The organism is Rhodobacteraceae bacterium IMCC1335, from assembly GCA_039640495.1.
Taxonomy (GTDB): domain Bacteria; phylum Pseudomonadota; class Alphaproteobacteria; order Rhodobacterales; family Rhodobacteraceae; genus Thalassovivens.
Genome location: CP046864.1, coordinates 1,552,647 through 1,577,984 on the forward strand (window position 1 = coordinate 1,552,647; position 25,338 = coordinate 1,577,984).

The following is a 25,338-nucleotide window of genomic DNA, read 5'->3' on the forward strand; positions in this document are numbered from 1 at the left end:
TGGCCTGATCTGTAAAACATTTATTTAGCGGAAGTGGTGTCATAAAAAGAAAAGTGCGAAATCAGACCAGCTGGGCAGACGCGTTGGTTAAGTGGTTTTAAGTGTAGCCCGCTTTGAGTCAGAGGCGCCAAAACCAAAATACTGATTTGTATCATTTTAAGAATTGCCTCAAGCGCGCTTCTGCGCGGCAAAAGCTTAAGATCACTGGTAGATTCAAGTTTCTGGCCCACGCGCTTGAAAGGGCTAATAAGGGTTAACAAACCAAGGGATGATCGTGACCAGTCATTCGCCTCAGGTCAGTTTAGTCAACGGGCAAGCCGCTGGGCACAAACTCCGGGCTGCCCAACCGGCTTTTGGTAGCGGTTTTTCCCGTAAGGCTATGCAAAAACTTCACAATATCAGCGATTTGATTATCCGTTAGCGAGCGGGGCTCAATATCAATTTTCGCGGCTTGTCGCGCCATTTCATAGCGATCTGATTGGATGACAAAATCAATTTCCTCCAACCAAGGCACCGGGGGTAGAGCGGCCATATCGCGCGTCCAAGCCGCACGCATTCCCTGCGGGTCTAAATGATGGCGCAGGATCCCTTCTAATGTTGGGTAGGCGCCGTTATGTCCATAGGGCCCTGTCAGAGCAATATTGCGCAAGCGAGGGGTTTTGAAGCGATAGGCATCGCGCAGATCATCGCTTTCACCCATACGTCCAACATCGCGCGCAGTTGGATCCCAGCGCCGTGCGCGGCCGGGGCCAAAAGCGGGCAGGCCCAGCGCGTAGAATTTCTGATCGCTCAATAAAGGTCCATTATGGCAATTTGAGCAGCCCGCCTCGCCAAAGAATAATTGCCGTCCCCGCTCACTGGCCGGGTCTAGTGGCTTGCCCGAGGTTAAGAGCGCATCATAGGGGCTGTCAAAACTCTGCCACTCAAGATTGATGAAATCTCCTAGGGCTTTGGCGATTTCCACGATCGTGATCTGTTCTGGGCTGTCTATATCATCAAAGGCCTTGACGAACATATCACCATAGGCTGGGATCACGCGCACGCGTTTGGCCAAAATCGGCCAAGCTGCATCGATTCTGTCATGCACAGCGCCGGCAATTTCATTCTCTTTGGGGTTTCCAGCCATTTCAAATTGCGCCACAAGCGGAAAAATCGCTTGCGCTGAAATAATCGTGTTCAACCCATCTGGCAACCATTCCTGAGCCGGTGAGTTGAAGCCATTTTCATAAATATCGCTGATTTCAAGCCGTCCGTCCTGAAAGACCACATTGATAGATTTATGCCCCAAATTCCACAGCGCTGTGGCATTGCGTGGAATACGCTTTTTGATTTTGTCATCGCCCGTGCCGGCGCTGCGCTTAGGGCCTATTCCTACACCGCCTTCGCCGATGCCAAGGCTAAGCCCATCACTACCGCCATGGTCAGGGTGATGGCATGTGCTGCAACTGATATTGCGATTGCCAGAGAGAATTTTATCGTAAAATAAAAGCCGGCCAATGCTTGCTTTTTGTAGGTCGAATGGATGAAACTGCGCCTCGGTGAGGGGTGGCGTTTCTGCCCATATGGCAGAGCTGCTTAACGCAGAAACAAGGATAGAAACATGTATCGCACTAAACAGGTTTTTAAGAAATTGGGGCTGGTTTTGGCGTTGCAAACCGCGTTGATGAGCGCTGGGCCGGCTTTGGCCGAGCTTGAAATTGCCAGAGATTTGATGGAGGCGGGCAAATTTGAACAAGCGCGCCACGCGCTGTGGCCGGCGGCCCGTTCGGGCAATGCCGAGGCCGAAGAATTGATTGGCGTAATGTATGCGATGGGCTTGGGCGTAGAGCAAGATTTTGAGCGCGCGTTTGATTGGTATTTGCGCAGTGCAATGAAAGGCCATCCGGGCGCACAATCTGGTGTGGGGTGGTATTATGAACTGGGGCTTGGCATGCCCGCGCCTGATTTGACCCGCGCCTATATGTGGTATGTGCTCTCTGCGATTGGCAATGATCCGGATGCGATGATTAGCCAAGAGGAAGTGGTTAAAAAATGACGAAAGAGCAGATTGAAAAGGCGCATGTTTTGATCGATGATTATCGGGTCTGGTTATATCCGTTCAGATAAGAACGGATGCACACCAGCTTTGCAAATGTTTTCAACAGTTTTGACAGTAAGATGCAAAAGCGGGATCTGCGCAGCGCCATATGCGGCGCAGATCCTTTGTTGTTATTGAATATCCGCTGCGCGACCGGCGGAAATATCGGCCTCTGCGGCAGCAACCGCTGCGGTCAGTGCATTAAACACCTCTTCGCCTCCATCTACATTGGCTTTGAACCAATCAAAAACGGGCGCCGCAGCTGCTTTAAACGCTGCTTTTTCTTCAGGTGTGGGCACGTAAAGATCTCCGCCACCAGCTACAAAATCCGCATAGGCTTGGATTGATTTGCGCTTAGGTGAAGCGAAAGTGGCCTGTTGCAATTGTGAGAAACCATCTGCAACGATCGTGCGCATTTCTACTGGCATTGACATGAATGTGTCATTTGACATCCACCACAACGCGCCCATATAGGCATGGCCATCCAAAGTCACATATTTCAGGCCTGCATCTGGGAATTTCATCCCCATGATATCGGTAATGCCGTTTTTGGACCCTTCAACCACGCCGGTTTGAAACGATGTAAACAGTTCAGGCCATGGGATTGGCGTAGGAGAGGCTCCAAGCGCTTTCACCAGTTCTTGCGGAAGATCTGCAACAACGGTGCGGATTTTTAAGCCAGCCATGTCATCTGGGTTTTGAACGCGGCGTTTTGTATTGGCAAAGTTGCGCCATCCGCCAGTATTCCCGATTGTCATCAAACGGATTTTATCGCCCGAATCTTCAAGCGCCATTTTGCGTACTGTGCGGGTGAAATCACCGGAAAGAACATGCTCAGCAATGCGATCATCTGCCATCAAATAAGGCAGGTCCAGAACTTGCACATACGGGAAGATGCCTGCTGCGCCGCCGGATGTTGAAATATACACATCGATTGAGCCATCGGCCACACCTTGCAAACATTCTGCGCCTTTTGAACACAGCTGCGTGCCGATGAACAATTCAACTTCGATCGCGCCGTTTGAAGCGCTCTCAACATAGTTTTTAAACACAACAAGACCATCATAGTCTTCATCGTTTTCATTCGAGTTGGCTGTGGCTCGAATTGTGTAATCTGCGGCATTGGCAGCCACCGCCCCTGTGGTGAGCATCGCTGCGAGCGTCAGCGACTTGATAGTACCTTTTAGCATGTTTTCCTCCCTAGAGATATTGCAGTTAAGGTTAGTTTACGAACCCGGTAAGACGTGGGATCGTCATGGAAATGGCTGGAATATAGGTGATTAAGAAGATCACAAATATTTCAACCAAAAGAAATGGAATGATTGCGCGGGCGATACTATCGACTCTCTCTCCTGATACAGAGGAGGCCACAAACAGCACCAAACCCATTGGCGGCGTTGCCAGCCCAACCGTTAAGTTTACACTCATTATGATTGCAAAATGAACCGGGTCAACGCCCATACTGATGAAAATTGGCCCCAAGATCGGCCCCAAAATAATGATTGCCGGCCCAGCGTCTAAAAACATCCCAACAATGAACAATAGGATATTGATCAGAAAAAGCAAAATCAACGGGTTTTCAGAAAGCGACAATATAAACGCTGCAAGGGTTTCTGGGGCATGGCTCAGGCTCACGACTGTTTTAAACGCCATTGCCGCGCCAACCAATAATAAAACCACCGAAGAAGTCATCGCTGCTTTTGTAAGAACCTGTGGTAAATCCTGCAGTTTCAGTGATTTTAAAACGAATAAGCCGATAAAAGTCGCATAGCCTACCGCAACAGCCGCGGCCTCTGTCGGGGTAAATATCCCGCCGAGAATACCACCAAGGATGATCACCGGCGTCATCAAAGGAAAGAACGCTTTCAGGCTGGCTTGGCCGCGGGCGTGCCAGCTGTATTTGGCGCTGGCAACTGGAAAATCATAGCGGTCGGCCATGACCTTCACCATCAGCATCAGCCCTGCACCAACCATAATCCCCGGCACAATACCCGCTAAGAACAATGCGGCGACGCTCTCGCCCATTACATAGGCGTAGATAATCATGATGCCAGAGGGGGGGATAATGGGCCCAATAACCGAACTGGCGGCGGTAATTGCGGCCGCAAAACGCCGTGTATAGCCTTGTTTTTCCATCGCGGGGATCAGCATAGAGCCAAGCGCAGAGGTGTCAGCGACGGCTGATCCGGACAGGCCGGCAAACAGCATTGAAGATAAAATATTCACATGCGCAAGGCCACCGCGCAGATGCCCCATAATTGCCTGCGCGAATTCCACCAAACGGCTTGTGATTCCACCCCGGTTCATCAATTCGCCCGCCAGCATAAAAAATGGAATGGCCATCAGCGGAAAGCTATCCATTCCATTGTAAACGTTGCGATATAAAAGGGCGATGTCACGCTCTTGACCGTTGAGCCATAACAAAAGCCCGGGCGCCGCCAACAGCCCAAAAAACACCGGTAGACCAATCACCAAAAACACCAAAAACAGGGGGAGGAACCACATCAGCATTATCGCGCACTTTCGCTGTCAAGAATAGGAATATCCCGTAAATGGCGATGCTCCCCGCCCAGGGTAATGATTTGGCGAATAATTAACTCCACCGTAGCAAAAATCATTAAAACAGCCCCAACAAACAGTGATAAATACATCCATGCCAATTTGAGTTTAACGGCTTTCAAACCGATCAACTGAAGCGGAAGCTTTAAAGAGGCGCTGGCAAACAGCCATCCAGAATTAACGTGTTTCCAACCCAATTTAACGGCAACGCAGAGCACCACAAGAGACACTGTAAACAGAAACAGCGTTAGCAAGGTAACGCCCCGACGGGGCAAAAACTGCGTCAGAGTTTCAATTGCAACAAAACCACCCTGACGCAGCGCGATTGGCGCCATCAAGCCCGTGAGCCATAGCATAAGAAACCGTGCCGCTTCATCCGGCCAGGGCAGGGCATTGTTGAGCGCATAGCGGCAGAAAACCTGCAGTAAAATTATAAGGACCATAAGCGCCAAGGCGATGACTGAGAGCCAGCGCCCAAACCAACCACAGATATCATTGAAAATTTGCAATGGTTTGAGAAGGGTGAACATCGCATGCATTACATTATTTTCCAATCCACAGAGGAGCGCGGCGCGTTTTGTGAGGCTTCGCTTTTATGTTGTGGCTCGGCTTTTGCCGAGATAGGCAGCGCGTTTGGTGCTGCATAAGCTGCGTTTATCGCTACGCAGATATAGTTGCGCTTGGATGTTAAGATAATGTTGTTATTCATTTTCTAGCCAAAATTCAAATCCGCAACCAAAAGCCTATTTTCACCATCAAATCAACATGCCGAAAACGGCATTCAATTTTTACAAACTGCTGCAATTTGGACAGGTGATTGTTCACTCCATTCTCTTCTTTGCGCCTTCGCTAGCATTCAATCACGGGTAAATCAATAGTGTATCAATTTTTAGGGGGATGAATTTTTTTTCTTGTGCCGAGCAAGATCATTTCTGCGTGTCAGCAGGGCAGATTTCAAAGTAAAAAGGAGCGCTCCAAACGATGAGAGGGCGTATTTATGTAACTTTTTTCCTTTGGAATTTTGGTGGAATGAACCTGAATTTATATAGATATTTTGGCGAGGTTTAGTTATCTTCAAAAGGTTTTTTGGGCTTGATAAGATTGGCGCGTGGGTCACCATCTTTAACAACAATTAGCGAATTTTACGCGGCTATAAGGTTAAATTTTATGACAGTTTATTGTCAAAGGTCTTCGCTTGGATAATCAGAAAACCCCAAAAAGCGCGGTGCAGGCGGGTTAATTGGTTTTAATGGTAGGCTTTATCACACGGTTGTATTTTGACGTATTGCTTTGAGCAGTGCCGTATATTTTCAATGTCAGATCAATCCAGCGTTCCCCTTTTTTGCTCAAATTCAATGAGTATATGACCGGTTCAAAAACGTCCCAAGCGGTTTAGCTGTAACCGCGCCGTCCATCGCAAATGCAAGGGCCAAAGTGATCAGCTTTAAATCGATCTCTTTAGACAAGGCCTTGCGCAAAGTACCGGTTATCTGCCCTGCGCCTTAATCGGATAGCTGGCAATGGTTCAACAAAATGTGGGCTGGTCTTGACAATTATGATGCTTTTTCCGTTGGCGTGGATCAATTATTTATCGTAACTATTGAACTTATACCGATGCGCGGCGATTTCAAAGCGTGCTTCATCCTGAAAATCGAACATATTGATATTGCCGCTGTTCCTATCGGTTCCTGCATTTTGTTTTTCGCTTTCTGGAGTTTCTTGCATGATCGGCGTCGGATCAAAACGCGCGATCGCAACGGCGCATGCTTGGGTGTTGACGTACAGAACTTTTTTTTGGCGAAGGGGCATTTGAGGGGCAAAACAGTGTCCGAATGACGTGGGTTTGCGCAAAGGGGCACATTGGCTTAGCGATGTTTATGCTGGTTATTTAAAAAAGTGAAATTTGGGCCGCAGATAAGGGAGCCGTGTGTTTGATTTGATAGTTGCGGCTTCTGGCTTATCAAAGATTAAAACGGATATTGGTAAAGTCGCATAATTGATTTATTGGGGCCAGTTTTTTTGATCCATAAGCCTAGAATATTCCTCTGCGACTTTTTCAGCATGCGTTTCTGCTTCAAAGATGAGCTTTTTCACCTGCCATTCTGCGTGGGTCAGCTTATGCCACCCAATGCAATTGGCCGTCGGTGATCGTCCGCAGTCACATTTTTTCACATCATTTCCCAACGTCTAGGGTGGCTAGCCCGCGCTCTATAAAAGCGATTAACCGTGATCGCTGCGTGCGGATTAAGACACAAACCTATTTAACGTACGGTTCGAGATACAGATTGGATCAAAAAGAATGAGGGGTTTTCGAAAGTTTACCCGAGCATAAGCAACAAGGATTTGCCTCTGTCTGTTGCCTGATTTTTACTATCCACGAAATTGGATTGTTTCAACCACTCCCAAACCAGATCGTCTACATCGGTCAGCAGGTATTCTCGTCCGTATTGAACGAGTTCATCTATAAAATGTCGATCCCGTGTTTCATTCATAAGTCAGCTCCATAAGTGGCAGTTTCAATGAGGCTGTTGGCTACGACTTTCTTAACTTAACGACTGTTTTTGGTTTAGGATACGCTGAAGAAGCGATTTTAGATCAATATTCGTGCTATCAGTTTCATTAGCTTTAATAAGCCACTGATTAAATGAACATAATCAGATTAAGAAAAACGCAAAGATACAACGAGAAACCAATAATTAAAGTTATGATGTTTTAAGTCAAAGTTTGGAGGGGCTTTTTATCGGGGGCACAAATCTGCCTGAAATGCCCAAGCGCATCGTCTTTTAAGATTTTCAAGAGGGTTTTTTATCAATGGTTTTAACTAGAAAACTTGATAACGCCAATTTCGTACCACCCCCGATTGAAAAATAAATTTGTACTCACATCCGATGCTCTAACTTTTAAAACGGATCGTGGCTTCAATATAAATTCTTCCTCATCATATGGCGCACCATTTACAAAGCTATCATATGTAGTGATAAAAAGCGCCTCTCTCATGTCATTGTTAATCGTAACGACAAAGCCAACATTTGTTGCATCAAGAGTGGCAAAAATTAAGGCGGACTCAATAGAAGTCATTGCCGCTTCTAATTTTGGGTTCCGCGCCAGATATAATCCGTAATAACCATCGCCTCTATCTTCTATGCCAAGTGCCAAGGCCCCGGTCATGTTATCCTGATTTTGATCATCCACTCGCATGACCGACGCTTCAAGTTCAATATTTGCGGTTGCAAACAACGCGCTCTCATCGCTGTTGCATGATTGTAGCTTTCCGATCATGCCATAGGTTTCTAATATGCCCAGCACCTGACCGATTTCGGACTGACAATCATCCATGCTCGACGCTGGGACTTGCATAAATATAGGCAAATTGATGGGATCTCTAGACGCGATTACATCTTGGATGTCCCTCACGTAGAAGGTTGGCGTCACATTAAATTGGCAGGCAGATAAAACACTAAGAAGAATGATGACCGTAAATTTTCGCATTGGTTTTGCCTTTTTGAATTGGGCTCTTTTCATATTTGCCAAATAATGTCGCGTCATGACCTTTTTCAGGACAATTCGATAATATGTTTAAGGACTTCAAAAATAAATGAATTTTTAACTTTTTTCGCAGGCTGATAAAATCTTACGACTTCAAAGGGGCGGTATGTCAAATCCCGTTCGTGGCCAGTTCAAAAAAAACATTTGGTAAAAGCGCGGCGAATAGCAGCTTTAGGGCCAATACCCGCCCAAGTTTTTTCACTTTTGCAAAGGATATCTTTAAACCCAGCGCGGCATGTGCAAGGCGCAAGCTTTAAAATGTAACCTTTTTATGTCCAGCGCTTTAACGCTTTCCGGCGCAGCACGACCTCTAAGGCGAGGAGATGCTATTTCATAAGATCACAGGCTTGTTGGGGTGGCGTCATCGGGCTTTATGCCGGCTATGCGCTGGGGTGGGTTATCGTTTAGCAGGGTGCCGATCCAATTTTCTAAGGCCGAACCCTAAGGGGCGATCTAAATGGGCAATCTTGCAAAGCTAGAGCCTAGCGTGGAAGAGACCTCGCGTTTATATTTGCCTGTATCCCAAGTCCCGTTTGCAAGGCCCAAAATAACAGATGGATTGCAGCTCCGCGGTTTGGCGCGCCGTGTGCATGATTTTAAAGGTTGCGTTTCGAACAGCTTATGAACCATTCGAAAACACTCGTTTATCGCAAAAAACAAGTAACAAGCGCTGTGTTTGTATGGCTGGTTTTGAGGTATCGTGGCATATATCAGCCCCTGGCATAAGACGGTTAATTAAGCGCGCGTAGTCTTTACGTAGATGCAGCAATTCTAACCGACTCTTCGTTCTCCTGCGGGGTGCGTCACGAGGGAAAGTCGATGTCTGATTTAAACAAAACCATAATGCGGCATGCGCAAAAACAGATCGGGATATGGGAATGGGCGGGGTCCGAAAACAATCCTTTGGTTTTGGCAATGTTTGCCGAGTCTGGCCATTCTAAGATCAAACAGGATGCGGTGCCGTGGTGCGCGGCTTTTGTGGGCTCGGTCTTGCTGCGGGCAGGGGGTAAAGGTACTGGTTCGCTTCTGGCGCGCTCTTATTTAGACTGGGGCCAAAAAATACCTCTTAGCGAGGCCAAAGAGGGCGATGTGGTGATCCTGTCGGGCAAAGGCAGCTGGCAGGGCCATGTGGGGTTTTTCAAGGGCCAAGGGGCGCAGAAAATCAATCTGCTGGGTGGCAATCAAAACGACCAGGTGAATGTCAAAGCCTATCCCGCCTCTAAGCTGTTGGGGGTGCGCCGGGCAATCGCGACGCGTGCAAATCCAAGCGAGAGCACCACCCTTCAGGCCAGCACGGTTACAGCGCTGGCAGGGGCGTCAGCCACAGCTACGGCGGGTGTGGCGGCCATGCATCCCGCCGCGCAGCTTACGCTGATTTGTGCAGGTGTTCTGGTGATGCTGGCGGGGGCTTATATTTTCCGTGAGCGCCTGCGCAAATGGCATTTGGGGGACCGATGATTGCGCGGGTTAAAACATGGCTTGCGCTGGCGGGTGCCTTTGTTCTGGCCATGCTCGGCGCATTTTTATGGGGCGCTGCCAAACAGAAATCAAACCAGAAGATCCGCGATTTAAAAGCGCGGGTGTCAGTGCTTCAAAACTCAAAGGAGATTGAAGATGAGATGGATCTTATGTCTGATGATGCTGTCTCTGATGAGCTTGGCAAGTGGATGCGCGACCGTGATCAGCGGTGAGTGCCTTTGGGCAGAGCCTCTTCGCCCCTCGGTGCGTGATATTCTGACGATTGGCACCCAGCGGCAAATTTTGGCCCATAATCAAAAAGGCGTCAAATTTTGCGATTGGGAATGATTTTAGCGCTTTGATTGAGCCTAGCCTCGGATCTGTTGCGGAATAATGCGAAATGACATCCTGAGTGTGATCGGTTGCACACAATTAGAGTGAGATAGGACAATGAGAAGTTTTATCATTTGTCCTATCTTCCCATTAATACTGACCTCAATTCGAAAGCTTCGATACATTTGTTTGTGGTATTATGTGCTGCTGTCTTTGAATTTCATTTGCCCTAACGGCAATCTCATTCTCGGGCCAAATCAAGGCTGCTTTGGCTTTAGAACTAAATAAATTATTTTCCAGTTGCGTCAGAAGCTGTTTTCACATGAGAATTTTTTTGGAAGAATGTGTAGAGAGCGGCGTGATTTTATCGACCTCAATCTGGATCATTACGACCGTCTTCTAGAAATCAAATTGCGCAATCAGATCCAGTATGCCCTTGGTCTCAAAAGCTGTTAACCATTCTATTGCTGTCACCAACCCACGCGGCTTGGTCTGCAGCGCTGGCGATCGAGACCAAATTGGCTGAGATGAGGCTTTCTTTGTTATCTGTGTCCAATCCGCGTGATGTATCATTATACCGCAATCGAAATCAAACAAGGGCTTGCCCCTCGCGCTAAATAAGCCTAAAGGGGGGGCAACAATGGAGATACCTATATGCTGCAAGTAAGTGTTCGTGACAACAACGTAGACCAAGCGCTGCGTGTTATGAAAAAGAAAATGCAACGTGAAGGCATGTTTCGCGAGATGAGGGCGAAAGAATTTTATGAAAAGCCCTCTGTGAAGAAGGCGAAAGCCAAGAAAGAGGCGATTAAGCGGATTAAAAAGCTTGCGCGCAAAAAAGCTGAGCGTGAAGGGTAAAGCGCCCAACCGTTGATAAATAATACCTTAAGCTTTTATTTGACCAAAAATATATTTAGCGTCGCGTAACCGTGTTCGTGCGGTTACTTTTTGCGTTTTGAGAGAACTGAACAATGACGCATGCGCCCGATAGATAGAATGTCCGATAGCGCAGCCCTAGGAAGCGAAAATCAGCCTTTGAAGATCATAATTCGAATTTAGCTGAGAACTAAAATATAAGCGGCAGATTGATAAAATAGATCTGGGGGCAATGATGAAGCTACCCATGATTTTCCGAAAGTCTCCCGGATATGTCAGGCGTGCATGATTGCATTGCGCGCCTCCATGACTCTTCTTCCACGTCTGTTTCACGCGCAGTGTGCCGCATTTTGATCCTGATCGCCATGCGATGACAAATGTTGAAAACTTAATCATACTGAAGCATTATCATGAAGATTTAGTCGAACTGACTTCAAGCGATGTTCAGGAAGGAAACGAGGCATGAAAACTTTCTCTCACTAGATTCGGCGAAGTCTCTGAGTTTCTTAACGATCAGCCAAGTCGTTTGACTGTAGGATATTCTGCTCATGGCTCCGGTTTGGTGTTAGAGGAAACTTGGTAGAAGATGGCACACTAGCTCTTTCTCAAAAATTGATATTCTTCGTGAGTTATGATCCTGAAATTGTCTGACACTTGACTTTGAAAGCTATTACACTCGTTCGGAATAATTTCTCGGAAAAACTTGAGGATCGCAGTGGCGAACTGCTTTTACGTGAGATAGTGGCGATAATGGGTCACGAATTGCTGCATTTCGGCGCATAATCCTTTGATCGGGTTCAGGTGAAACAATATGGCGGTAATTGGATCAGGTGGAGGCGGCAATCCGACCGTGTGGGAGCTCTCGGACTTCTGATCCTTTATGATAAGCGGCGTTGTCCTAAATCACATGGATCATTTTATTAGGGTTGCGCGCCTCAATCTTGGCAAGAAGATGTGCGGCACTGGTGCCGTCCGCAGTGGTTGGTTCAACAAAGGGCGCATCGAAAGGTTCAAGGTTGAATGCGCCATGGATGTTCACGCCCCCACGCCCTTCGGTGGTTGTCACGGCGAGGCTGCAGCCTGCCTTGACCCAGCCATATGTGGGTTTCGTTTGATACTCGGCATGCACTGGTTCGGCGAAATATACCGATTCATCTGCTCTCATCCTTTTCAGCAGGCGCTCGCACATGTCGATGAATTCAGCCTGCTGTTCAGCAGCGGCAACACGGCGAAGGCTCTTTGGTTTGCGATACTCAAACCCCAGCCGGGCACGAAGCTTGAGGCAGCCAGAATCTGAGTGGTCCAATAAGAACTCTTTGAAAAATATGCGCCCCGATCTCAACCATTGAGCTGCAGAACGGAACATCCAGCCATTCAAAAAGCTCCGTTTCCTGCGTCAAAGCCATTCGGGATCGATCGCGCTTCCAGTCATCGCACGATAGCGTGTCCCAGCCACCTTCACGGTTGGTCTTGTACCGGGCACCAATGGCGTCGTCGTCCAAATCAAGAAACTTCGCGATCTGAACGCATCTTTCACCTACATCCAGCGAAAGGATTGTACTTGTTCAGCGCGTCACGCCATGGTCCTCGCGCTGACTGCGAACACATGCCTTAAGCTCAAGTTGATCAGAAGAAGAAAGAAAACGAGGACGGATCTTGTAAAAAATGAATTCTTCTAAGGTCGTATGTCAACCCGAATAAATCCGGGGTTCAATAACTCCGAGTATAAAGGTTTCATTTTACATTTTGCGGCGCCTCAAAACGGTTTAGGCTGGACGATTTGCTGTTAAAAAACCCTTTTGATTGACCATGTATTCTGCGTAAATACGGGTTGAAAATCGGTGTGAAACTTAAGACCGTTCTGGGATCTGCTTTGTGCCATTATACCTACAGAACCATTAAAAGATTACATATCTTGAGGCGTTGGATCTGGACTTACATTGTGGATTATATGGGAAGGGGAGATTTTTAAGGCAATGGCACGTATAAAACGAATTTGAATAAAACGTAAAAGGCGGTGATCACCACTGCGCCGGATACCGGATATAAAATGAGCGTTTTTGCTCTCCAGCCCTCATGCATTGCCGCAATCAGCCCACCACTGAAAGCCACTACACCTGCGGGGAGAAATCCGATCTTAGGGATCAGGAGACACATCAGAAACATCGTCATTATTAGCAAGACCCGGAGCCACCAAATGCCGGTTCCAAAGCCGCCTTCATCGGATGGTTGTAAAACTCTGGCGATGAATTAAACTGTCGCTGTGACGACCAGTATAATGGCCACGGTTTGCGGAAAAACTTGGCTGTCGCGATCAGTATAGCTGGTTGTGTCATAAAGCGTTATCAGCCCCGCACAGATGAAAAACAACGAGGCAAGCAGAGATCCGATCTGTCCGCCGCTTTTCATTGCAGAAGGGGGTGTCATTGGTCGGCCTCTTCGTATCTGCGTGATTTTTGCCATTTAACCACCGGCGGTAAAATCAACGTTATGAGGGTGAACAGCAAAATGCCCTGCGAAATCGGTCTGCCATAAAACATCCCGAATGAGTTATTTGTCGCCGCGCCTATGGTCCAGCCTTGAACAAAGCCCTACTCGGCGATCGGGCCCAACATCAACCCCAAAACGATCGGTGAGGCAGCAAATCCAAACCGGGCAACAACCCATCCAAAAATCCCAAGGCACAACATAATGATCACGTCTGAGAGGCTGTTGCGGATAGCAAAAGTGTCAATGATGGTCATAAATCCAACCGTTGGCACCAACACAGCTTTCGCTACAGTGACAATCGATTTATACGCATAACGTCCGATTAGAAGGCCGGCCGGCAACATCAAAACCGTTGCGATTATCAATCCATAGATGAATGTGAAGACGATTGAGCCGCTTTGTGTAAACATCGCTGGGCCGGTGCGTACGCCTTGCACCAACCGCGCTCCTAAAACGATGGCATCGGGCGGTGTGCCCGGAATGCCCAAAACCAGCGTCGGGATGAATCCCCCACCAACAGTAGCGCTATTTGCGGATTCGGTTGCCATAATGCCATTCGGCTCGCCCTCCCCAAATTTCTGGTCGTGCTTGGCGGTACGTTTGGCCTCTGAATAGGCCACCAACCCAGCAACTGAGCCACCGGCGCCAGGCAAAATACCCACTAAAGTACCGATAATTGAAGATCGGATCAGATTGAATTTCGAACGCATCGTGAGCGCAAATGCCTCTCCGATGCGAACCGTTTTCACGCCTTCTTCTACTTTTAAATGTCTGTCAGGAACCGCGATAACATCGATTAAGACCGGTACGCAGTACAGACCAATCAACGCGCCCACAACGCCAAAGCCGCCAATCAAGGTTTGGCTGCCAAATGTCAGTCGGATATCAGCGGAAATTTCAGCCACGCCAACCGTTGATAAAATCATCCCAAAAGCCCCGCCCACCAGACCTTTCATCAAATTGCCGCTGGAGAGTGATGCGATTAAAGACAGTCCAAAAACCGACAACCAAAAATACTCAATAGGCCCAAAAACCAGCGCAACCTGCGACAGGGGCGGCGCCAGGAATAGCAACGCGATCGCGCCAACCTGGCCGCCAAAAACCGATGCAAAACAGGCAAGGGCGACCGCAAGATCTCCATCGCCGCGTTTTGCCATGGGATACCCGTCAAAGGTTGTGGCAATGGCCGATGGGGTGCCGGGTGTATTCAATAAAATGGCGGCATAGGCGCCGCCGTAAATTGCCCCGGTGTAAATGGCCCCAAGAAGAATAAGCGCGGAGGCGGGCTCTATGCTAAAGGTGATGGGTACCAAAATAGCCAGCGCCATGGTGGCGGTTAACCCCGGGATAGATCCAATAACAGTGCCGGCCACAACGCCAAATAAAGCCAATGCAAAATTCAAAGGCGTTAAGGCAGATAAAAAGTGACTGAATTCCATCGTTACAACTGTGCGGGGTTAACCAGTTTATTTTACTTGATCAGACCAGCTTCGCGGGCGTCTTTCAGGTATTCCGCAACGCGGTCAGCCATAAAGGCCGGCATATCCGCCGGGCTTATATCCAACATCGCAAAGCCACCATCGAGCATTTTCTGGCGAAACGCAGGGTCGGCATTGATCTCGCCAATCATATCAGACCACATGGCGGTGGTTTCTGCGCTGGCGGTATTGGGCAGCGCGATGCCACGATAGGCGCCGCCTACCATATCCTATCCCAGCTCTTTAAAGGTTGGAACATCCGGGAAAAGCGGATGACGCTTTTCCATAGCAACGGCCAACATACGCACCGCATCGCCTTGTTTGGCGCCTACGGTTGTATAGCCCCATTGTGCTTTGACCTGATTACCCAAAAGCGCCGTTACTGAGGCACAGGTGCCTTTGAACGGCACATATGTGGTGAGCGCGCCGGTCATCTTGTCAAATTTGATTTGGGCCAGGTGGTTGGCGCTGGCTTTTCCCGATCCTGACATGGCGACCTGTCCGGGGTTGGCCTTCGCATCATTTACCAAATCTGCCAGTGTTTGATAGGGGCTATTGGCCGGAAAAACGATGGCATCTGGAGTGAAGTGGAACATGTAGAACGCGTTCAGCGACTCGGTTGTAAAGCCTACGTCTTTTTGCGCAGGTTTGATGATGATATGGGGTAGGTTCACGCCCATAATGGTCTGGCAAGCGCCGTTCAAACCGTTTAGAGAGGCCCAGCCAACGGCACCGCCACCGCCGGGTTGGTAGGAAACCACCATTTCTTGGCCGAATTTTTCGGCAAAGAAAGGCTGCTTCAATCGTGCGGAAATATCCGACTTCCCGCCGGGTCCGAAGGGAATGATGTAATTTACGGGTCCGTTCAATTCCGCGTGGGCTTGCACGCCAAATGTCAGTGCAAGCGCTGCCGCGGCGGTTGATGAGAAAGGGCTACAATTTCCACTGAGCATGGCTTCTAAGGGCAGCTGTAGTATCGGGGGGAATTTGGCTACCAATGCAGGGGGCATACAGGTTGTGCGCTATGGCAACACGCGAGATTTATGTTTGGAGATAGAAGCCGTGTTGCCCGGCGGCTCGATTCTAAGCGATCTCAGCCCTTTGCATAAAGACAATACAGGGTATGATCTTAAACATCTTTTGATTGGAAGTGAGGGGACATTGGGCGTGATAACAGCGGCCACATTCAAGCTCATACCGCTCGATCCTGAAACGGTGACCATGCTCTGCGCGGTCGCATCTCCCGCCGCTGCCCTCGCGCTCTATAAAAAGTTACGCCTCGATTTGCGAGAGAGTATTTCTGCGCTCGAACTGATGAGCGATTTCGGCTTAGAATTGGTGGCCAGTTGTTTTTCAGACCTCAAAAAACCCTTTGAACAAGATCACAGCTGGTATGTGCTGATCGAGGCAGGCGGCACCAAGGGTATTACAGATCAAGCTTTGGACGCGATGGCCGCGTGTTTGAAGACGGGTTTGGTGCAAGACGCGGTGATTGCACAATCCGATGCGCAGCGCGCCACCCTGTGGCGGTTGCGTGAAAATACACCCGAGGCAAACCGGTTGTCAGGTGCGTTTGTAAGCAGTGATACATCAGTTCCCATCAGCAAAGTTGAAGCGTTCATTCACGCAACATGCGCTGCTGTAAAAGCGATTAATCCGGATCTGAGGGTTAACACATATGGGCATATCGGTGACGGGAATATACATCACAATATTTTACCACCTCAAGGCGTTACGAAGGCCGCATTTCTAAAGGCAGAACCAGACGCGGCTGAGCGCATTCGCATGGTGATAAATGATGCCACGGTGCAATTTGGTGGCTCGATTAGCGCTGAGCATGGGATTGGCCGCTTGAAAACGCAAGACCTTGAAGCTTATGTTAGTCCGGTAAAGCAGCGCGCGCTCAAGGCCATAAAATTGGCACTTGATCCCAACAATATTATGAACCCCGGCGCGCTGCTTCGGTAAAGCGATGAATTTTGGTTTGATGGCTTGAAATAGTATCCGGTTTGCGTTCAAAGCGCGGGATACGCGCGGGGCTGCAATCTGGCGGCGTCTCGCAAGCATTTTTGTTAATGCCATCGCGCAAGAGATTCGGCGCCCCGCATTGATATAGATACTAAGCAGATTACACAAAATAAAGCCGGTTGCCTGCCACGGAATGCGCGGTTCGGGTTTGATATTGGCGGCTTTTCAATTGCCAAACCCTACGCTGGTTAAGATGGTATCTCCGCAGAGTGGTCAGCGTTTCAGCCGATGATTGCGCAAAAAAATCCGCCAATGTTGCCGAGGCGGCTGCCCCTGCCTGCGCGCAATGATACGAGAAATTGAATATTATGGGCAATGCATTCATAGAAAATATCAACTGCATCTTCTTCAAAACGCATAGTTGTTTTCATGGGGACGATATGAGGCTTTAAAAAAGGCTTTTTGGTAGATGCACCTTCCGCGTCGGCGGTGATATTAAAATAGTTAGGAAGATCGCAACACGGCTGGTCAGCGTAAAGGTCGCGGCGTTAAGCCTCGTTGTGTTCGTCAACAAGGCATAGGCCGTATTTACATCGAGATCGAAATTTGCTGGATTATTCGCGATGCAACAGCGCGTGAACCGGCTCATATTTGCCAGCTTATCTTAAAACCGCGTAAATTGATACAAATCTGTCAGTTTTGGAGGGTGATATAGGCTGTTTACTCCGATTTAATAAGGTAGAGCCCAGCTAATTTTCTTGACATCGCAAGTGACATAACACCGTGCTGACGGATTGACCGCTTTCTAGCGCTATTGTTTGTCTTGAGGCCATTTTGGCTGTGAGCTGAAAGATCTCAAGCTATTTTAAGCTTATTTCCGAATGTCACATGCGTTCATGTTATCCATTTATAATGACCAGTCGAATGATATATTTTTGTTAGGAAAAGATATATAGGGTTGGCTTGGCTGAAATTGCAGCATCGGATTATGGCTGCACATCTTAGCGCTTCTGTGGTAGGGGCACAGGCGGTGCCGCTCTTGGTTGCATGGATAGGGCTGCTAAAAACATTTGTTTTTTTAAGCTAATTTACGTTAGGTTTCACCGCGCAAGGCTGTAAGGTGAGTTTATGGATGACGCTCCAATCAAAGGCTGGAACCATATTCCAGAGGTTCCGATTAAAGTCTCTCCGTTTTTTAGGTGGCCTTTAAAGCCATCAGAGATGCTATCATGGATTTGGAATTCGTGGTTTTTAATTTCTGAAAAGCTGATTATTATCGTGCTGGCCTTTGTGTCTTTTTATTGGTTTCAGCCCCCGCTTACTGAGGTAAAGGAATTTGCTTTTGGCTGGATTGCTGAAATGTATTTGCGCAATTTGGTTTTAATGACAGGTGTTGCAGGCGGGCTGCATCTTTATTTTTATACCTTTACCAAACAGGGCCAAACCCTCAAATATGATCCCCGCCCATTGATGAAAAACGGCAAGCAATTCACGCTTGGTGGGCAAATTCGCGATAATATGTTTTGGACCTTGGCCAGCGGCGTGACCATTTGGACAGGGTATGAAGCGTTAATGTTTTGGGCTTTGGCAAACGGCTACGCGCCCATGCTGACCTGGGCGGCCCATCCGGTTTGGTTTGTTGCCCTGTTTCTGCTGATCCCAATCTGGGAAAGTTTTTACTTTTATTGGATCCATCGGCTACTTCATGTCCCATTCATGTACAAATATGTGCATGCTTTGCATCATCGAAATATTAACGTTGGCCCATGGTCTGGGCTGTCTATGCATCCGGTTGAGCATGTCATTTACCTGGGCACCGTGTTGATCCATTGGGTGGTTGCCGCTCATCCAGTGCATATCTTGTATCACCTGCAATATTATACATTGACCGCTGCCACCACGCATACAGGGTTTGAAGGTTTGATTGTGAAAAACCAAGACCGGCTAAAACTTGGTACCTTTCATCACCAAATGCATCATCGGTATTTTGAATGCAATTACGGGTCTTTGGAAATGCCGTGGGATAAATTGTTCGGGTCTTTTCACGATGGAACACAAGGCGCGGATGAGCGGATCAAGCAGCGCCGAAAACGCATGATGAACCCCTAAACAAGCCATCTGTAAAATCTGTTTGGCGGCCAACACACTTTTTAGTCTTAGCGCTGGGCGCAGATTAAGCTACGCGAAAAGATTTTAGGGCAACCTTTGGTCATACGGTTTGATATGATTTGCAGCTTCGTCATTGGGTTGAGGGTTGCATAGCCGCGCATGGCTTTTGATAAAGCACCCACCCGCGCTTGATAGCCGCCTGTTAAAAACGTTTCTTAAATTGAAAAGGGCAAATTTTGAAGCAGCAAAGCCATAGACGGCTTCACGCGTCAGAGTGATTTTGCCCAGCTGATGTTCCAGCGCTGAGATCGAAAAATAGGTGATGTATCTTCATTTTGATTGGGTTTAAGTTAAAAATAATAACTGTCATTTTAGTATGTTAGGACATTTCTTTGTTGTCTGTCAGCGGGTGACTAACAGAAAGGTGCAAGGGCATAGGCATGGCCCGGCATTCGTAAAAGGGCGCTTGGCTTAAGTTCCTTACACAATGCAACGCTGTTATTTGGAGAATTCGTAGGGGAGTTTAAGTGTCACTAATTTACAAAATTTAAATTAAAGTTAAATGAATTATGCCTCTTTACGGCATAAGCCTATTTCAAACACATACAAAATTCAGAGCGTATATGATGCAATAAGTGTCAAAAGAAACCGCATTTTTGTTACGTAGCTTTTCCGTTCGAGATCGGTTTTCTAGCTTAAAATAATGGCCTGATATGCGGTGCATTTTCCAATCAAAATACTGCATCGCAACGCTAAAAACAATTTAAAAAATTGTCTTATTTTCTATTCCAATTCACTGATTACTTGTTAGGCTGATCAGCGGAAGACAACTAAAAAAATCAAGGAGTATAATAATGAAGACGTTATTGAAAGCCACATTGGCTTCTGCACTTTTGTCTGGCTTTGCAGCGCCGGCAGCCTTCGCGGCGGACGTTGTGATCGGCGTTCCTAATTGGCCCTCTGTTCGCGTTACGGCGCATGTTCTCAAAGTGGTTATGGAAGATAATTTTGGCTTGGAAGTTGAGCTTCAAAATGGCTCAAACCCAGTGGTTTTTGAAGCCATGGACACAGGTTCGATGCATGTGCATCCCGAAGTTTGGTTGCCAAACCAAACCAACTTGCACAATAAATTTGTGAAAGAAAAGAAAACTGTATCTGTGAACCCAAATGGTGTGGCTGGCGATCAGGCGATGTGTGTGACAGCGGGCACAGCGGCACGGACGGGTATCAGCGAGCTGGCAGAACTCACCAATCCCGATATGGCTAAAAACTTTGACACTGATGGCGATGGAAAAGGCGAAATCTGGATCGGCGCGTCTGGTTGGGCATCAACAAATGTTGAAAAAATTCGCGCTAAATCCTATGGCTATGCCGAAACAATGAACCTGAAAGAGATGGATGAATCGCTTGCTCTGGCAGAGGTTGATGCCGCCGTTGCGCAAGATAAAAACATCGTCTTTTTCTGCTACACGCCACATCACATGTTTGCATTGCATGATCTTGTGATCTTGAAAGAGCCCGCCTATGACGCCTCAAAATGGAGCGTGAAACAGCCAACTGATGGCGCTGATTGGTTGGAAGTTTCAGAAGCCCCCACCGCGTGGGATACGGCGTATTTGCACATTCACTTTGCGTCAGCTCTGGCCGATACAAATCCGGGTGCTGCAAAAATGCTATCACAAGCTGCGCTGAACACAGATATCGTTTCTGCCATGACCTACGCGCTCGTGGTTGAAAAGCAGGATCCTGCCGAGTTTGCTAAAAACTGGGTTGCCGAAAATTCTGATCTGGTCGATAGCTGGTTAAACTAAAAATAGCGTGAAGTGAAATAAGCCAGCAGTGCCGTCGAATGCATTGCTGGCTTTTATATGGCCGGGGGAAGCTTGTGTCCGAAGATGTAATAAAATTGGAACATGTGTGGAAAATTTTTGGTGAAAACGCCCAAGCAGCTATGGAAGCCATCGAGGCGCGTAATCTTTCCAAAGATCAGGTTCTAAAAGAATTTAAATGTGTTGTGGGTATCGCGGATTGTTCATTTTCGGTGCGCAAAGGCGAGGTGTTCTGCGTGATGGGGCTGTCAGGATCCGGCAAGTCGACCATGGTGCGCCATCTCAATCGCTTGATCGAACCAACCGCCGGTTTCATCGAGGTGCTTGGAAAAGATATGCGGGCCTTGTCCGATGTTGATTTGCGTGCCATGCGCGCGCGGGAGATCGGTATGGTGTTTCAGCATATGGCGCTTTTGCCGCATCGTACGGTGCGCGACAATGTTGCCTTTCCCTTGCAAATTCGTGGTGAGTCAAAGGCGCGTAGATGGGACATATCCCAACAATGTTTGAACCTGGTCAACCTTAATGGATATGAAGATCGTTTCCCTTCTGAGCTTTCTGGCGGCATGCAGCAGCGCGTTGGTCTGGCCCGGGCCTTGGCCTCTGACCCTGAAGTTTTGTTGATGGATGAGCCGTTTTCGGCGCTGGACCCGTTGATCCGCCGGCAATTACAAGATCAATTTATGGATCTATCTAGGAATTTACAGAAAACAACGGTTTTTATAACCCATGATTTGGATGAGGCAATTCGCATTGGCCATCGCATTGCGATTATGAAAGATGGCCGGATCGTACAAATTGGAACGCCTGAGGAAATCGTCACCCAACCTGCGGATGATTACGTCCGCGATTTCGTGGAAGGGATTTCGAAGTTAAAGCTTGTCTATGCGCATTCTATTATGGTGCCAATTGCCCAGTTTAAAGCGGCGTCGAACGATGATTTGTCTCAGTCTCCCAAAGCCCATCACGGCTGCGATTTGGATCGACTGATCGATATTTCTACAACAACAGAGCATCCAATCGTTATTCAAGATGACGACGGAAACGATATTGGTGTTATCGATAAAACCACCCTTCTGAAGGGCATTCAGGGAGGCAAAGCATGACCAAGGGCGCAGCACAAGAGACCGGTCTTGATGATCTGGCAAAAGATTTTATCGTTGAAAATAATGCGTATTACCAAACTGCTTTTGCCAAAATTCAACGCGCCGAAGGGGTTGTTTTCTCATGGAACACGATGGCAGCGGTGTTTGGCCCTTTATGGGGAGCCTTGCGAGGGGTCTGGGGGTTTTTCTGGGTATTTATCGTTTTAGAGCTCTTTGCTTTAGTGCAGATTGGCCGCGGGTTATGGGGCGAATTGGGAGGCGATAAAATAGAGCGCTATGAGCGCCTTTTAACCAATATCGCAAAACGGCAGGATCAAGCAAAAGCGCTGCAGGCCGCTGGCGATACGGATGCTGCGGCTGCAAAGTTAAAAATTGCGGCAAACTTACAGGCCGCTGCAGATAATGCACTGCTTGCGGCCGAGGCTGCTGCGGCGCAAGCCTCAGGGATATTACTCAGTGGGCTGGTTCTGTTTGGGCTGATTAAGTTGCTTGAAGGGTTCTACGCCAATATCGCCTATGAACGGCAATATTTGGCTTGGCGTTCAAATCCTAAAGTGCAAACCGGCGTGAATTGGCAAAGCGCGTTTTGGGGCGGCCTGTTGCTGCTTTGTATTTGGCCCCTTACCTTGCTGCGTTTCACGGTGGCAAAAGCGGATGAGGTTCTTTCTGGGCTGACAGGTGGGGTGCTTGGCGGCTCAATACCGATCAGTGAGTTTCCAGTCGGTAAAGAGTATTTCTCGGCTTTAGCGCTGCATGGGGATAATGGTTTTGATGCTTTGGCGATCCGTTTCAGCGGTATTTTCGATGGGATTACGGCAGCAATACGATGGACTTTAACCGGTATTGAAGTGCTTTTGATTGATACGCCTTGGCCCGTTGTTATGGTGGTCATTGTGGTGATTGCCCTGCGTTTGGCTGGACTGCGCGTGGCAATTTTTACCGCTGCAGCTTTGGCTTATCTGGCCTTTATGGGGCTGTGGGAAATGTCGATGATTACAGTGGCTTTGATCGGAACAGGAGCGTTTTTATGCGTTTTGTTTGGAATTCCTCTTGGCATTTGGTTTGGGAAAAGCTCCCGGGCCTACCGATTTGCTGAACCTGTTCTTGATTTCATGCAAACCATGCCCGCCTTTGTTTATTTAATCCCGATTATTGCGTTTTTTGGCACTGGAAAGCCCCCAGGCGTTTTGGCAACAATCATCTTTGCGATGCCGCCGGTGATCCGTCTGACGGCTTTGGGGATGCGCGGTGTACCCGAAACCACCAAAGAGGCAGCCGTGGCATTTGGGTGTTCGCGGTGGCAATTGCTGCGAAATGTGGAATTGCCATTGGCGATGCCATCGATCATGACGGGGATCAATCAAACCATATTGATGAGCCTGTCGATGGTGGTGATTGCATCGCTTATCGGCGCCGAAGGGCTGGGCGCGCTGATCCTTGAAGCGTTGCAATATGCGGCAAAAGGGCAGGGGCTGCTTGGTGGCTTGGCAATTTTGTTTTGCGCTATGGTGATCGATCGGATTGCTCAGGGATCGTATCGCCGCGGTCCCAAGTAGAACTTTTGAACGCGCTGGATCTTGCCAAACGCGATAGGGCATCGCCCCAGCAGTTGGGGCGGCGCGCTGTCGCTGAATAACGCAGTCGCGAAGCGATTTAAAAACAGTCCAGAAAACTTCGCTGATCACCTATGCACCGTTTGCAATAGCTTAAAAATCTGCGAAGCTTTCTATGCGATTACACGACATGCAGGCTGAAAAGATCGTAAAAAATTTAAATCAAAAGATCTTTTAGGCTAAGCTGAAAAAAACTGGGTAGGGAGTGCGGGCCTATGGCGAGGTTTAACTGGGGAATTAACAACGATTATGCACCTTTAAAACATGTTCTTTTAGGCAAGCCAGAATATTATCGTTGGGTAGAGGCCGGCCCCTTGATTGGCCGCACGCTTGCCAATGCCCATAAAACGGGCGCAAGATTTGATCTTCAAACGGCAATGGCCCAGCATGAACAGATGGTGGCAATCTATGAAGAAAACGGCGTGTGTTGTCATTATTTACGGCCAGACGAGACATTGCATCGAAATTTTTTCGCCCGGGACTCTTCGGCCATGACGCCCTGGGGCGCACTCATTTGTCATATGCAGCTTAAGGTGCGGCGGGCCGATTACGTTACCGCAATTCAGTTTTATCAAGAAAATAATATCCCGATTTGGAATTTTGCAACTGCGGGTCATTTTGAGGGCGGAGATTTTGTCATTCTTGAACCGGGAAAGGTTTTGATTGGCTTTTGTGGAGAGCGTTCAGAAAAAGAAGGCGCAGAACAAATTGCACAAATGGTGCGGCGCGAGGGTTGGGAAGCATTAACGGTGCCGATTAATCGGGAATTCGTGCATATGGATGGGCTTGTTGTGCCGCTTGATGAGAAACTACTTGTGTCTTGCCTTGATGCGTTGGAGCCTTGGGTTGTCGATCAATTAAAGGCTTGGGGCTTTAGCTTTGTGGACGTGCCATATCGCGAGGCAAAGAATCTGGGTGTGAATCTGGTTGCTCTGGGAAATCATAAAGTTTTATCGATGCAAGGTGCCAATGAACTGAACGCAAAGATACGCGCCCTGGGGTTTGAGGTTTATGATCCGGATATGTCGATGTTTACGCTGGGCGGGGGCGGGGTACATTGCTTAAGCCAAGCGCTGTGTCGCGATAATGTGTAACCGGGCATCACAAATATTTATACTACTTGCATTTATTTGCGCGCTTTAAACGCGCTAGCGAATGCTCTCCATCTGTATATGGTGGCGGTTTTTAAGCCTGTCTTGCTGCGCTTATCCCCATTCATTTCATCGGGGTTATCAGTTTGGACGGATGTAAGAGCTCGATCAAAAGCCTGCTGCACTGAGTAAGAAAGATAGAGGTTTTTTATACATGCGGTCGGCAATTTGACCTGCGAAACCTATGCATTGCACTGATTAGGCCACGCTGAATTTAGAATGCCTTTATCGAGGGAGTGCTCTCTTCAAAAGTTACGGGCGTTCCTGTCCGGAAACGGGTCGCTATGTGTTTTGGTCTGTGAAGCGATGATAAGCTTCTTGGATTGTAAACGCATGTAATTAAAATATTTGCACTTAATAAGCAAAATAATTCATTTTTAAGAATTTAAACTTTGTGTCATCATCTGCCGTGACACTTCTAATATTTCAGTAAGGAGAGCGTCTATGCGGCGTTCAGGGGCTTGGATGCAGCTTTGTTTGAAACTGGGTGCGCGCGCGCGATGCGGCTGGTCCGCCCCTCATATATTGCCCGTTTCGGATATTTTTTTAGATGCCTTCGGATTCTGCAGATCGGTGCGATTGGCAAGGCGCTTGACGCTATTTACCAAGCTTTTTTCTGGCCTCGATCAGGCTGCGATATGGATCAAAGCGCTTTGGGTCCAAGGTCTATGTTTAATTCAACCGAGAGAGGGCCGTATAGCGGCCCCCGGTGTTTATGGCGCCGCGCCCTATCAAAACTACAGGT

At 48.1% G+C, this 25,338-nt stretch carries 17 protein-coding genes and 5 pseudogenes; 10 read left to right on the plus strand and 12 right to left on the minus strand.

Annotated features, from left to right (window positions below; translation table 11 throughout):
- Nucleotides 1-301: 301 nt before the first annotated feature.
- Nucleotides 302-1,594: a c-type cytochrome gene (locus tag GN241_07435; protein ID XAT59215.1), complete on the minus strand. Its 1,293-nt coding sequence runs from the start codon at nucleotides 1,592-1,594 to the stop codon at nucleotides 302-304.
- 69 nt (nucleotides 1,595-1,663) lie between these two features.
- On the opposite strand from GN241_07435, the pseudogene GN241_07440 reads away from it, so the two are divergent.
- Nucleotides 1,664-2,106, plus strand: a pseudogene (locus tag GN241_07440) (sel1 repeat family protein).
- Between the two features lie 102 nt (nucleotides 2,107-2,208).
- Here GN241_07440 and GN241_07445 read toward each other — a convergent pair.
- From GN241_07445 to GN241_07470, 6 genes are all read right to left on the minus strand, one after another.
- On the minus strand, nucleotides 2,209-3,267 hold the full coding sequence (locus tag GN241_07445) for a C4-dicarboxylate ABC transporter substrate-binding protein (GenBank protein ID XAT57215.1): 1,059 nt from the start codon (nucleotides 3,265-3,267) through the stop codon (nucleotides 2,209-2,211).
- Nucleotides 3,268-3,298: 31 nt separating this feature from the next.
- Complete coding sequence (locus GN241_07450; GenBank protein ID XAT57216.1) at nucleotides 3,299-4,588, minus strand: TRAP transporter large permease subunit; 1,290 nt, start codon at nucleotides 4,586-4,588, stop codon at nucleotides 3,299-3,301.
- On the minus strand, nucleotides 4,588-5,175 hold the full coding sequence (locus tag GN241_07455) for a TRAP transporter small permease subunit (protein ID XAT57217.1): 588 nt from the start codon (nucleotides 5,173-5,175) through the stop codon (nucleotides 4,588-4,590). Before GN241_07455 ends, GN241_07450 begins: the two co-directional genes overlap by 1 nt.
- 1,045 nt (nucleotides 5,176-6,220) lie before the next feature.
- Nucleotides 6,221-6,445, minus strand: a complete 225-nt coding sequence (locus GN241_07460; GenBank protein XAT57218.1) for a hypothetical protein — start codon at nucleotides 6,443-6,445, stop codon at nucleotides 6,221-6,223.
- 509 nt (nucleotides 6,446-6,954) lie between these two features.
- The gene (locus GN241_07465; protein XAT57219.1) at nucleotides 6,955-7,128 is read right to left on the minus strand and encodes a hypothetical protein; all 174 of its coding nucleotides are present in this window, start codon (nucleotides 7,126-7,128) and stop codon (nucleotides 6,955-6,957) included.
- Between the two features lie 325 nt (nucleotides 7,129-7,453).
- Nucleotides 7,454-8,125 (minus strand): hypothetical protein, encoded by a 672-nt coding sequence (locus GN241_07470; GenBank protein ID XAT57220.1) that lies wholly within the window; start codon nucleotides 8,123-8,125, stop codon nucleotides 7,454-7,456.
- An 876-nt stretch (nucleotides 8,126-9,001) separates the two neighbouring features.
- Here GN241_07470 and GN241_07475 point away from each other — a divergent pair.
- The 3 genes from GN241_07475 to rpsU all read left to right on the plus strand — a co-directional run bounded on the left by GN241_07475 (nucleotide 9,002) and on the right by rpsU (nucleotide 10,831).
- Nucleotides 9,002-9,640 (plus strand): TIGR02594 family protein, encoded by a 639-nt coding sequence (locus GN241_07475; GenBank protein ID XAT57221.1) that lies wholly within the window; start codon nucleotides 9,002-9,004, stop codon nucleotides 9,638-9,640.
- A complete protein-coding gene (locus GN241_07480) occupies nucleotides 9,637-9,873 on the plus strand; it encodes a hypothetical protein (protein ID XAT57222.1) in 237 nt (78 codons plus the stop codon). Before GN241_07475 ends, GN241_07480 begins: the two co-directional genes overlap by 4 nt.
- Nucleotides 9,874-10,630: 757 nt before the next feature.
- Entirely contained in the window at nucleotides 10,631-10,831 is a 201-nt protein-coding gene (rpsU, locus tag GN241_07485; GenBank protein XAT59216.1) for a 30S ribosomal protein S21, read from the plus strand.
- Between the two features lie 612 nt (nucleotides 10,832-11,443).
- On the opposite strand, the pseudogene GN241_07490 reads toward rpsU, so the two are convergent.
- From GN241_07490 to GN241_07505, 4 pseudogenes are all read right to left on the minus strand, one after another.
- A pseudogene (locus GN241_07490) lies at nucleotides 11,444-12,504 on the minus strand (IS630 family transposase).
- A 313-nt stretch (nucleotides 12,505-12,817) separates the two neighbouring features.
- Nucleotides 12,818-13,276: pseudogene (locus GN241_07495) on the minus strand (tripartite tricarboxylate transporter TctB family protein).
- Nucleotides 13,273-14,778 (minus strand): annotated as a pseudogene (locus tag GN241_07500) (C4-dicarboxylate ABC transporter permease). Before GN241_07500 ends, GN241_07495 begins: the two co-directional pseudogenes overlap by 4 nt.
- Before the next feature lie 32 nt (nucleotides 14,779-14,810).
- A pseudogene (locus GN241_07505) lies at nucleotides 14,811-15,770 on the minus strand (tripartite tricarboxylate transporter substrate binding protein).
- On the opposite strand from GN241_07505, the gene GN241_07510 reads away from it, so the two are divergent.
- Nucleotides 15,769-16,785, plus strand: coding sequence for an FAD-binding protein (locus GN241_07510; protein XAT57223.1), 1,017 nt, complete (start codon nucleotides 15,769-15,771; stop codon nucleotides 16,783-16,785). The pseudogene GN241_07505 and the gene GN241_07510 overlap by 2 nt on opposite strands.
- A 281-nt stretch (nucleotides 16,786-17,066) precedes the next feature.
- Here GN241_07510 and GN241_07515 read toward each other — a convergent pair whose 3' ends face one another.
- Complete coding sequence (locus GN241_07515; GenBank protein XAT57224.1) at nucleotides 17,067-17,204, minus strand: hypothetical protein; 138 nt, start codon at nucleotides 17,202-17,204, stop codon at nucleotides 17,067-17,069.
- A 709-nt stretch (nucleotides 17,205-17,913) separates the two neighbouring features.
- On the opposite strand from GN241_07515, the gene GN241_07520 reads away from it, so the two are divergent.
- From GN241_07520 to GN241_07540, 5 genes are all read left to right on the plus strand, one after another.
- On the plus strand, nucleotides 17,914-18,894 hold the full coding sequence (locus tag GN241_07520; GenBank protein XAT57225.1) for a sterol desaturase family protein: 981 nt from the start codon (nucleotides 17,914-17,916) through the stop codon (nucleotides 18,892-18,894).
- 854 nt (nucleotides 18,895-19,748) lie between these two features.
- Complete coding sequence (locus GN241_07525) at nucleotides 19,749-20,705, plus strand: amino acid-binding protein (protein ID XAT57226.1); 957 nt, start codon at nucleotides 19,749-19,751, stop codon at nucleotides 20,703-20,705.
- Between the two features lie 74 nt (nucleotides 20,706-20,779).
- Nucleotides 20,780-21,829 carry a betaine/proline/choline family ABC transporter ATP-binding protein gene (locus GN241_07530; protein XAT57227.1) on the plus strand — a complete coding sequence of 350 codons (1,050 nt, stop codon included), beginning with the start codon at nucleotides 20,780-20,782 and terminating at the stop codon, nucleotides 21,827-21,829.
- Entirely contained in the window at nucleotides 21,826-23,385 is a 1,560-nt protein-coding gene (locus tag GN241_07535; protein ID XAT57228.1) for an ABC transporter permease subunit, read from the plus strand. The genes GN241_07530 and GN241_07535 overlap by 4 nt, the downstream gene beginning before the upstream one ends.
- 272 nt (nucleotides 23,386-23,657) lie before the next feature.
- The gene (locus tag GN241_07540; GenBank protein XAT57229.1) at nucleotides 23,658-24,536 is read left to right on the plus strand and encodes an amidinotransferase; all 879 of its coding nucleotides are present in this window, start codon (nucleotides 23,658-23,660) and stop codon (nucleotides 24,534-24,536) included.
- Nucleotides 24,537-25,338 lie beyond the last annotated feature (802 nt).

What these genes read in the sequence shown, in the direction of transcription:
- GN241_07445 (XAT57215.1), bottom strand. Translation starts at nt 3,267, where the DNA reads ATGCTAAAAGGTACTATCAAGTCGCTGACGCTCGCAGCGATGCTCACC.
- GN241_07450 (XAT57216.1), bottom strand. Translation starts at nt 4,588, where the DNA reads ATGCTGATGTGGTTCCTCCCCCTGTTTTTGGTGTTTTTGGTGATTGGT.
- GN241_07455 (XAT57217.1), bottom strand. Translation starts at nt 5,175, where the DNA reads ATGCATGCGATGTTCACCCTTCTCAAACCATTGCAAATTTTCAATGAT.
- GN241_07460 (XAT57218.1), bottom strand. Translation starts at nt 6,445, where the DNA reads ATGCCCCTTCGCCAAAAAAAAGTTCTGTACGTCAACACCCAAGCATGC.
- GN241_07465 (XAT57219.1), bottom strand. Translation starts at nt 7,128, where the DNA reads ATGAATGAAACACGGGATCGACATTTTATAGATGAACTCGTTCAATAC.
- GN241_07470 (XAT57220.1), bottom strand. Translation starts at nt 8,125, where the DNA reads ATGCGAAAATTTACGGTCATCATTCTTCTTAGTGTTTTATCTGCCTGC.
- GN241_07475 (XAT57221.1), top strand. Translation starts at nt 9,002, where the DNA reads ATGTCTGATTTAAACAAAACCATAATGCGGCATGCGCAAAAACAGATC.
- GN241_07480 (XAT57222.1), top strand. Translation starts at nt 9,637, where the DNA reads ATGATTGCGCGGGTTAAAACATGGCTTGCGCTGGCGGGTGCCTTTGTT.
- GN241_07510 (XAT57223.1), top strand. Translation starts at nt 15,769, where the DNA reads ATGGCTTCTAAGGGCAGCTGTAGTATCGGGGGGAATTTGGCTACCAAT.
- GN241_07515 (XAT57224.1), bottom strand. Translation starts at nt 17,204, where the DNA reads ATGCGTTTTGAAGAAGATGCAGTTGATATTTTCTATGAATGCATTGCC.
- GN241_07520 (XAT57225.1), top strand. Translation starts at nt 17,914, where the DNA reads ATGGATGACGCTCCAATCAAAGGCTGGAACCATATTCCAGAGGTTCCG.
- GN241_07525 (XAT57226.1), top strand. Translation starts at nt 19,749, where the DNA reads ATGAAGACGTTATTGAAAGCCACATTGGCTTCTGCACTTTTGTCTGGC.
- GN241_07535 (XAT57228.1), top strand. Translation starts at nt 21,826, where the DNA reads ATGACCAAGGGCGCAGCACAAGAGACCGGTCTTGATGATCTGGCAAAA.
- GN241_07540 (XAT57229.1), top strand. Translation starts at nt 23,658, where the DNA reads ATGGCGAGGTTTAACTGGGGAATTAACAACGATTATGCACCTTTAAAA.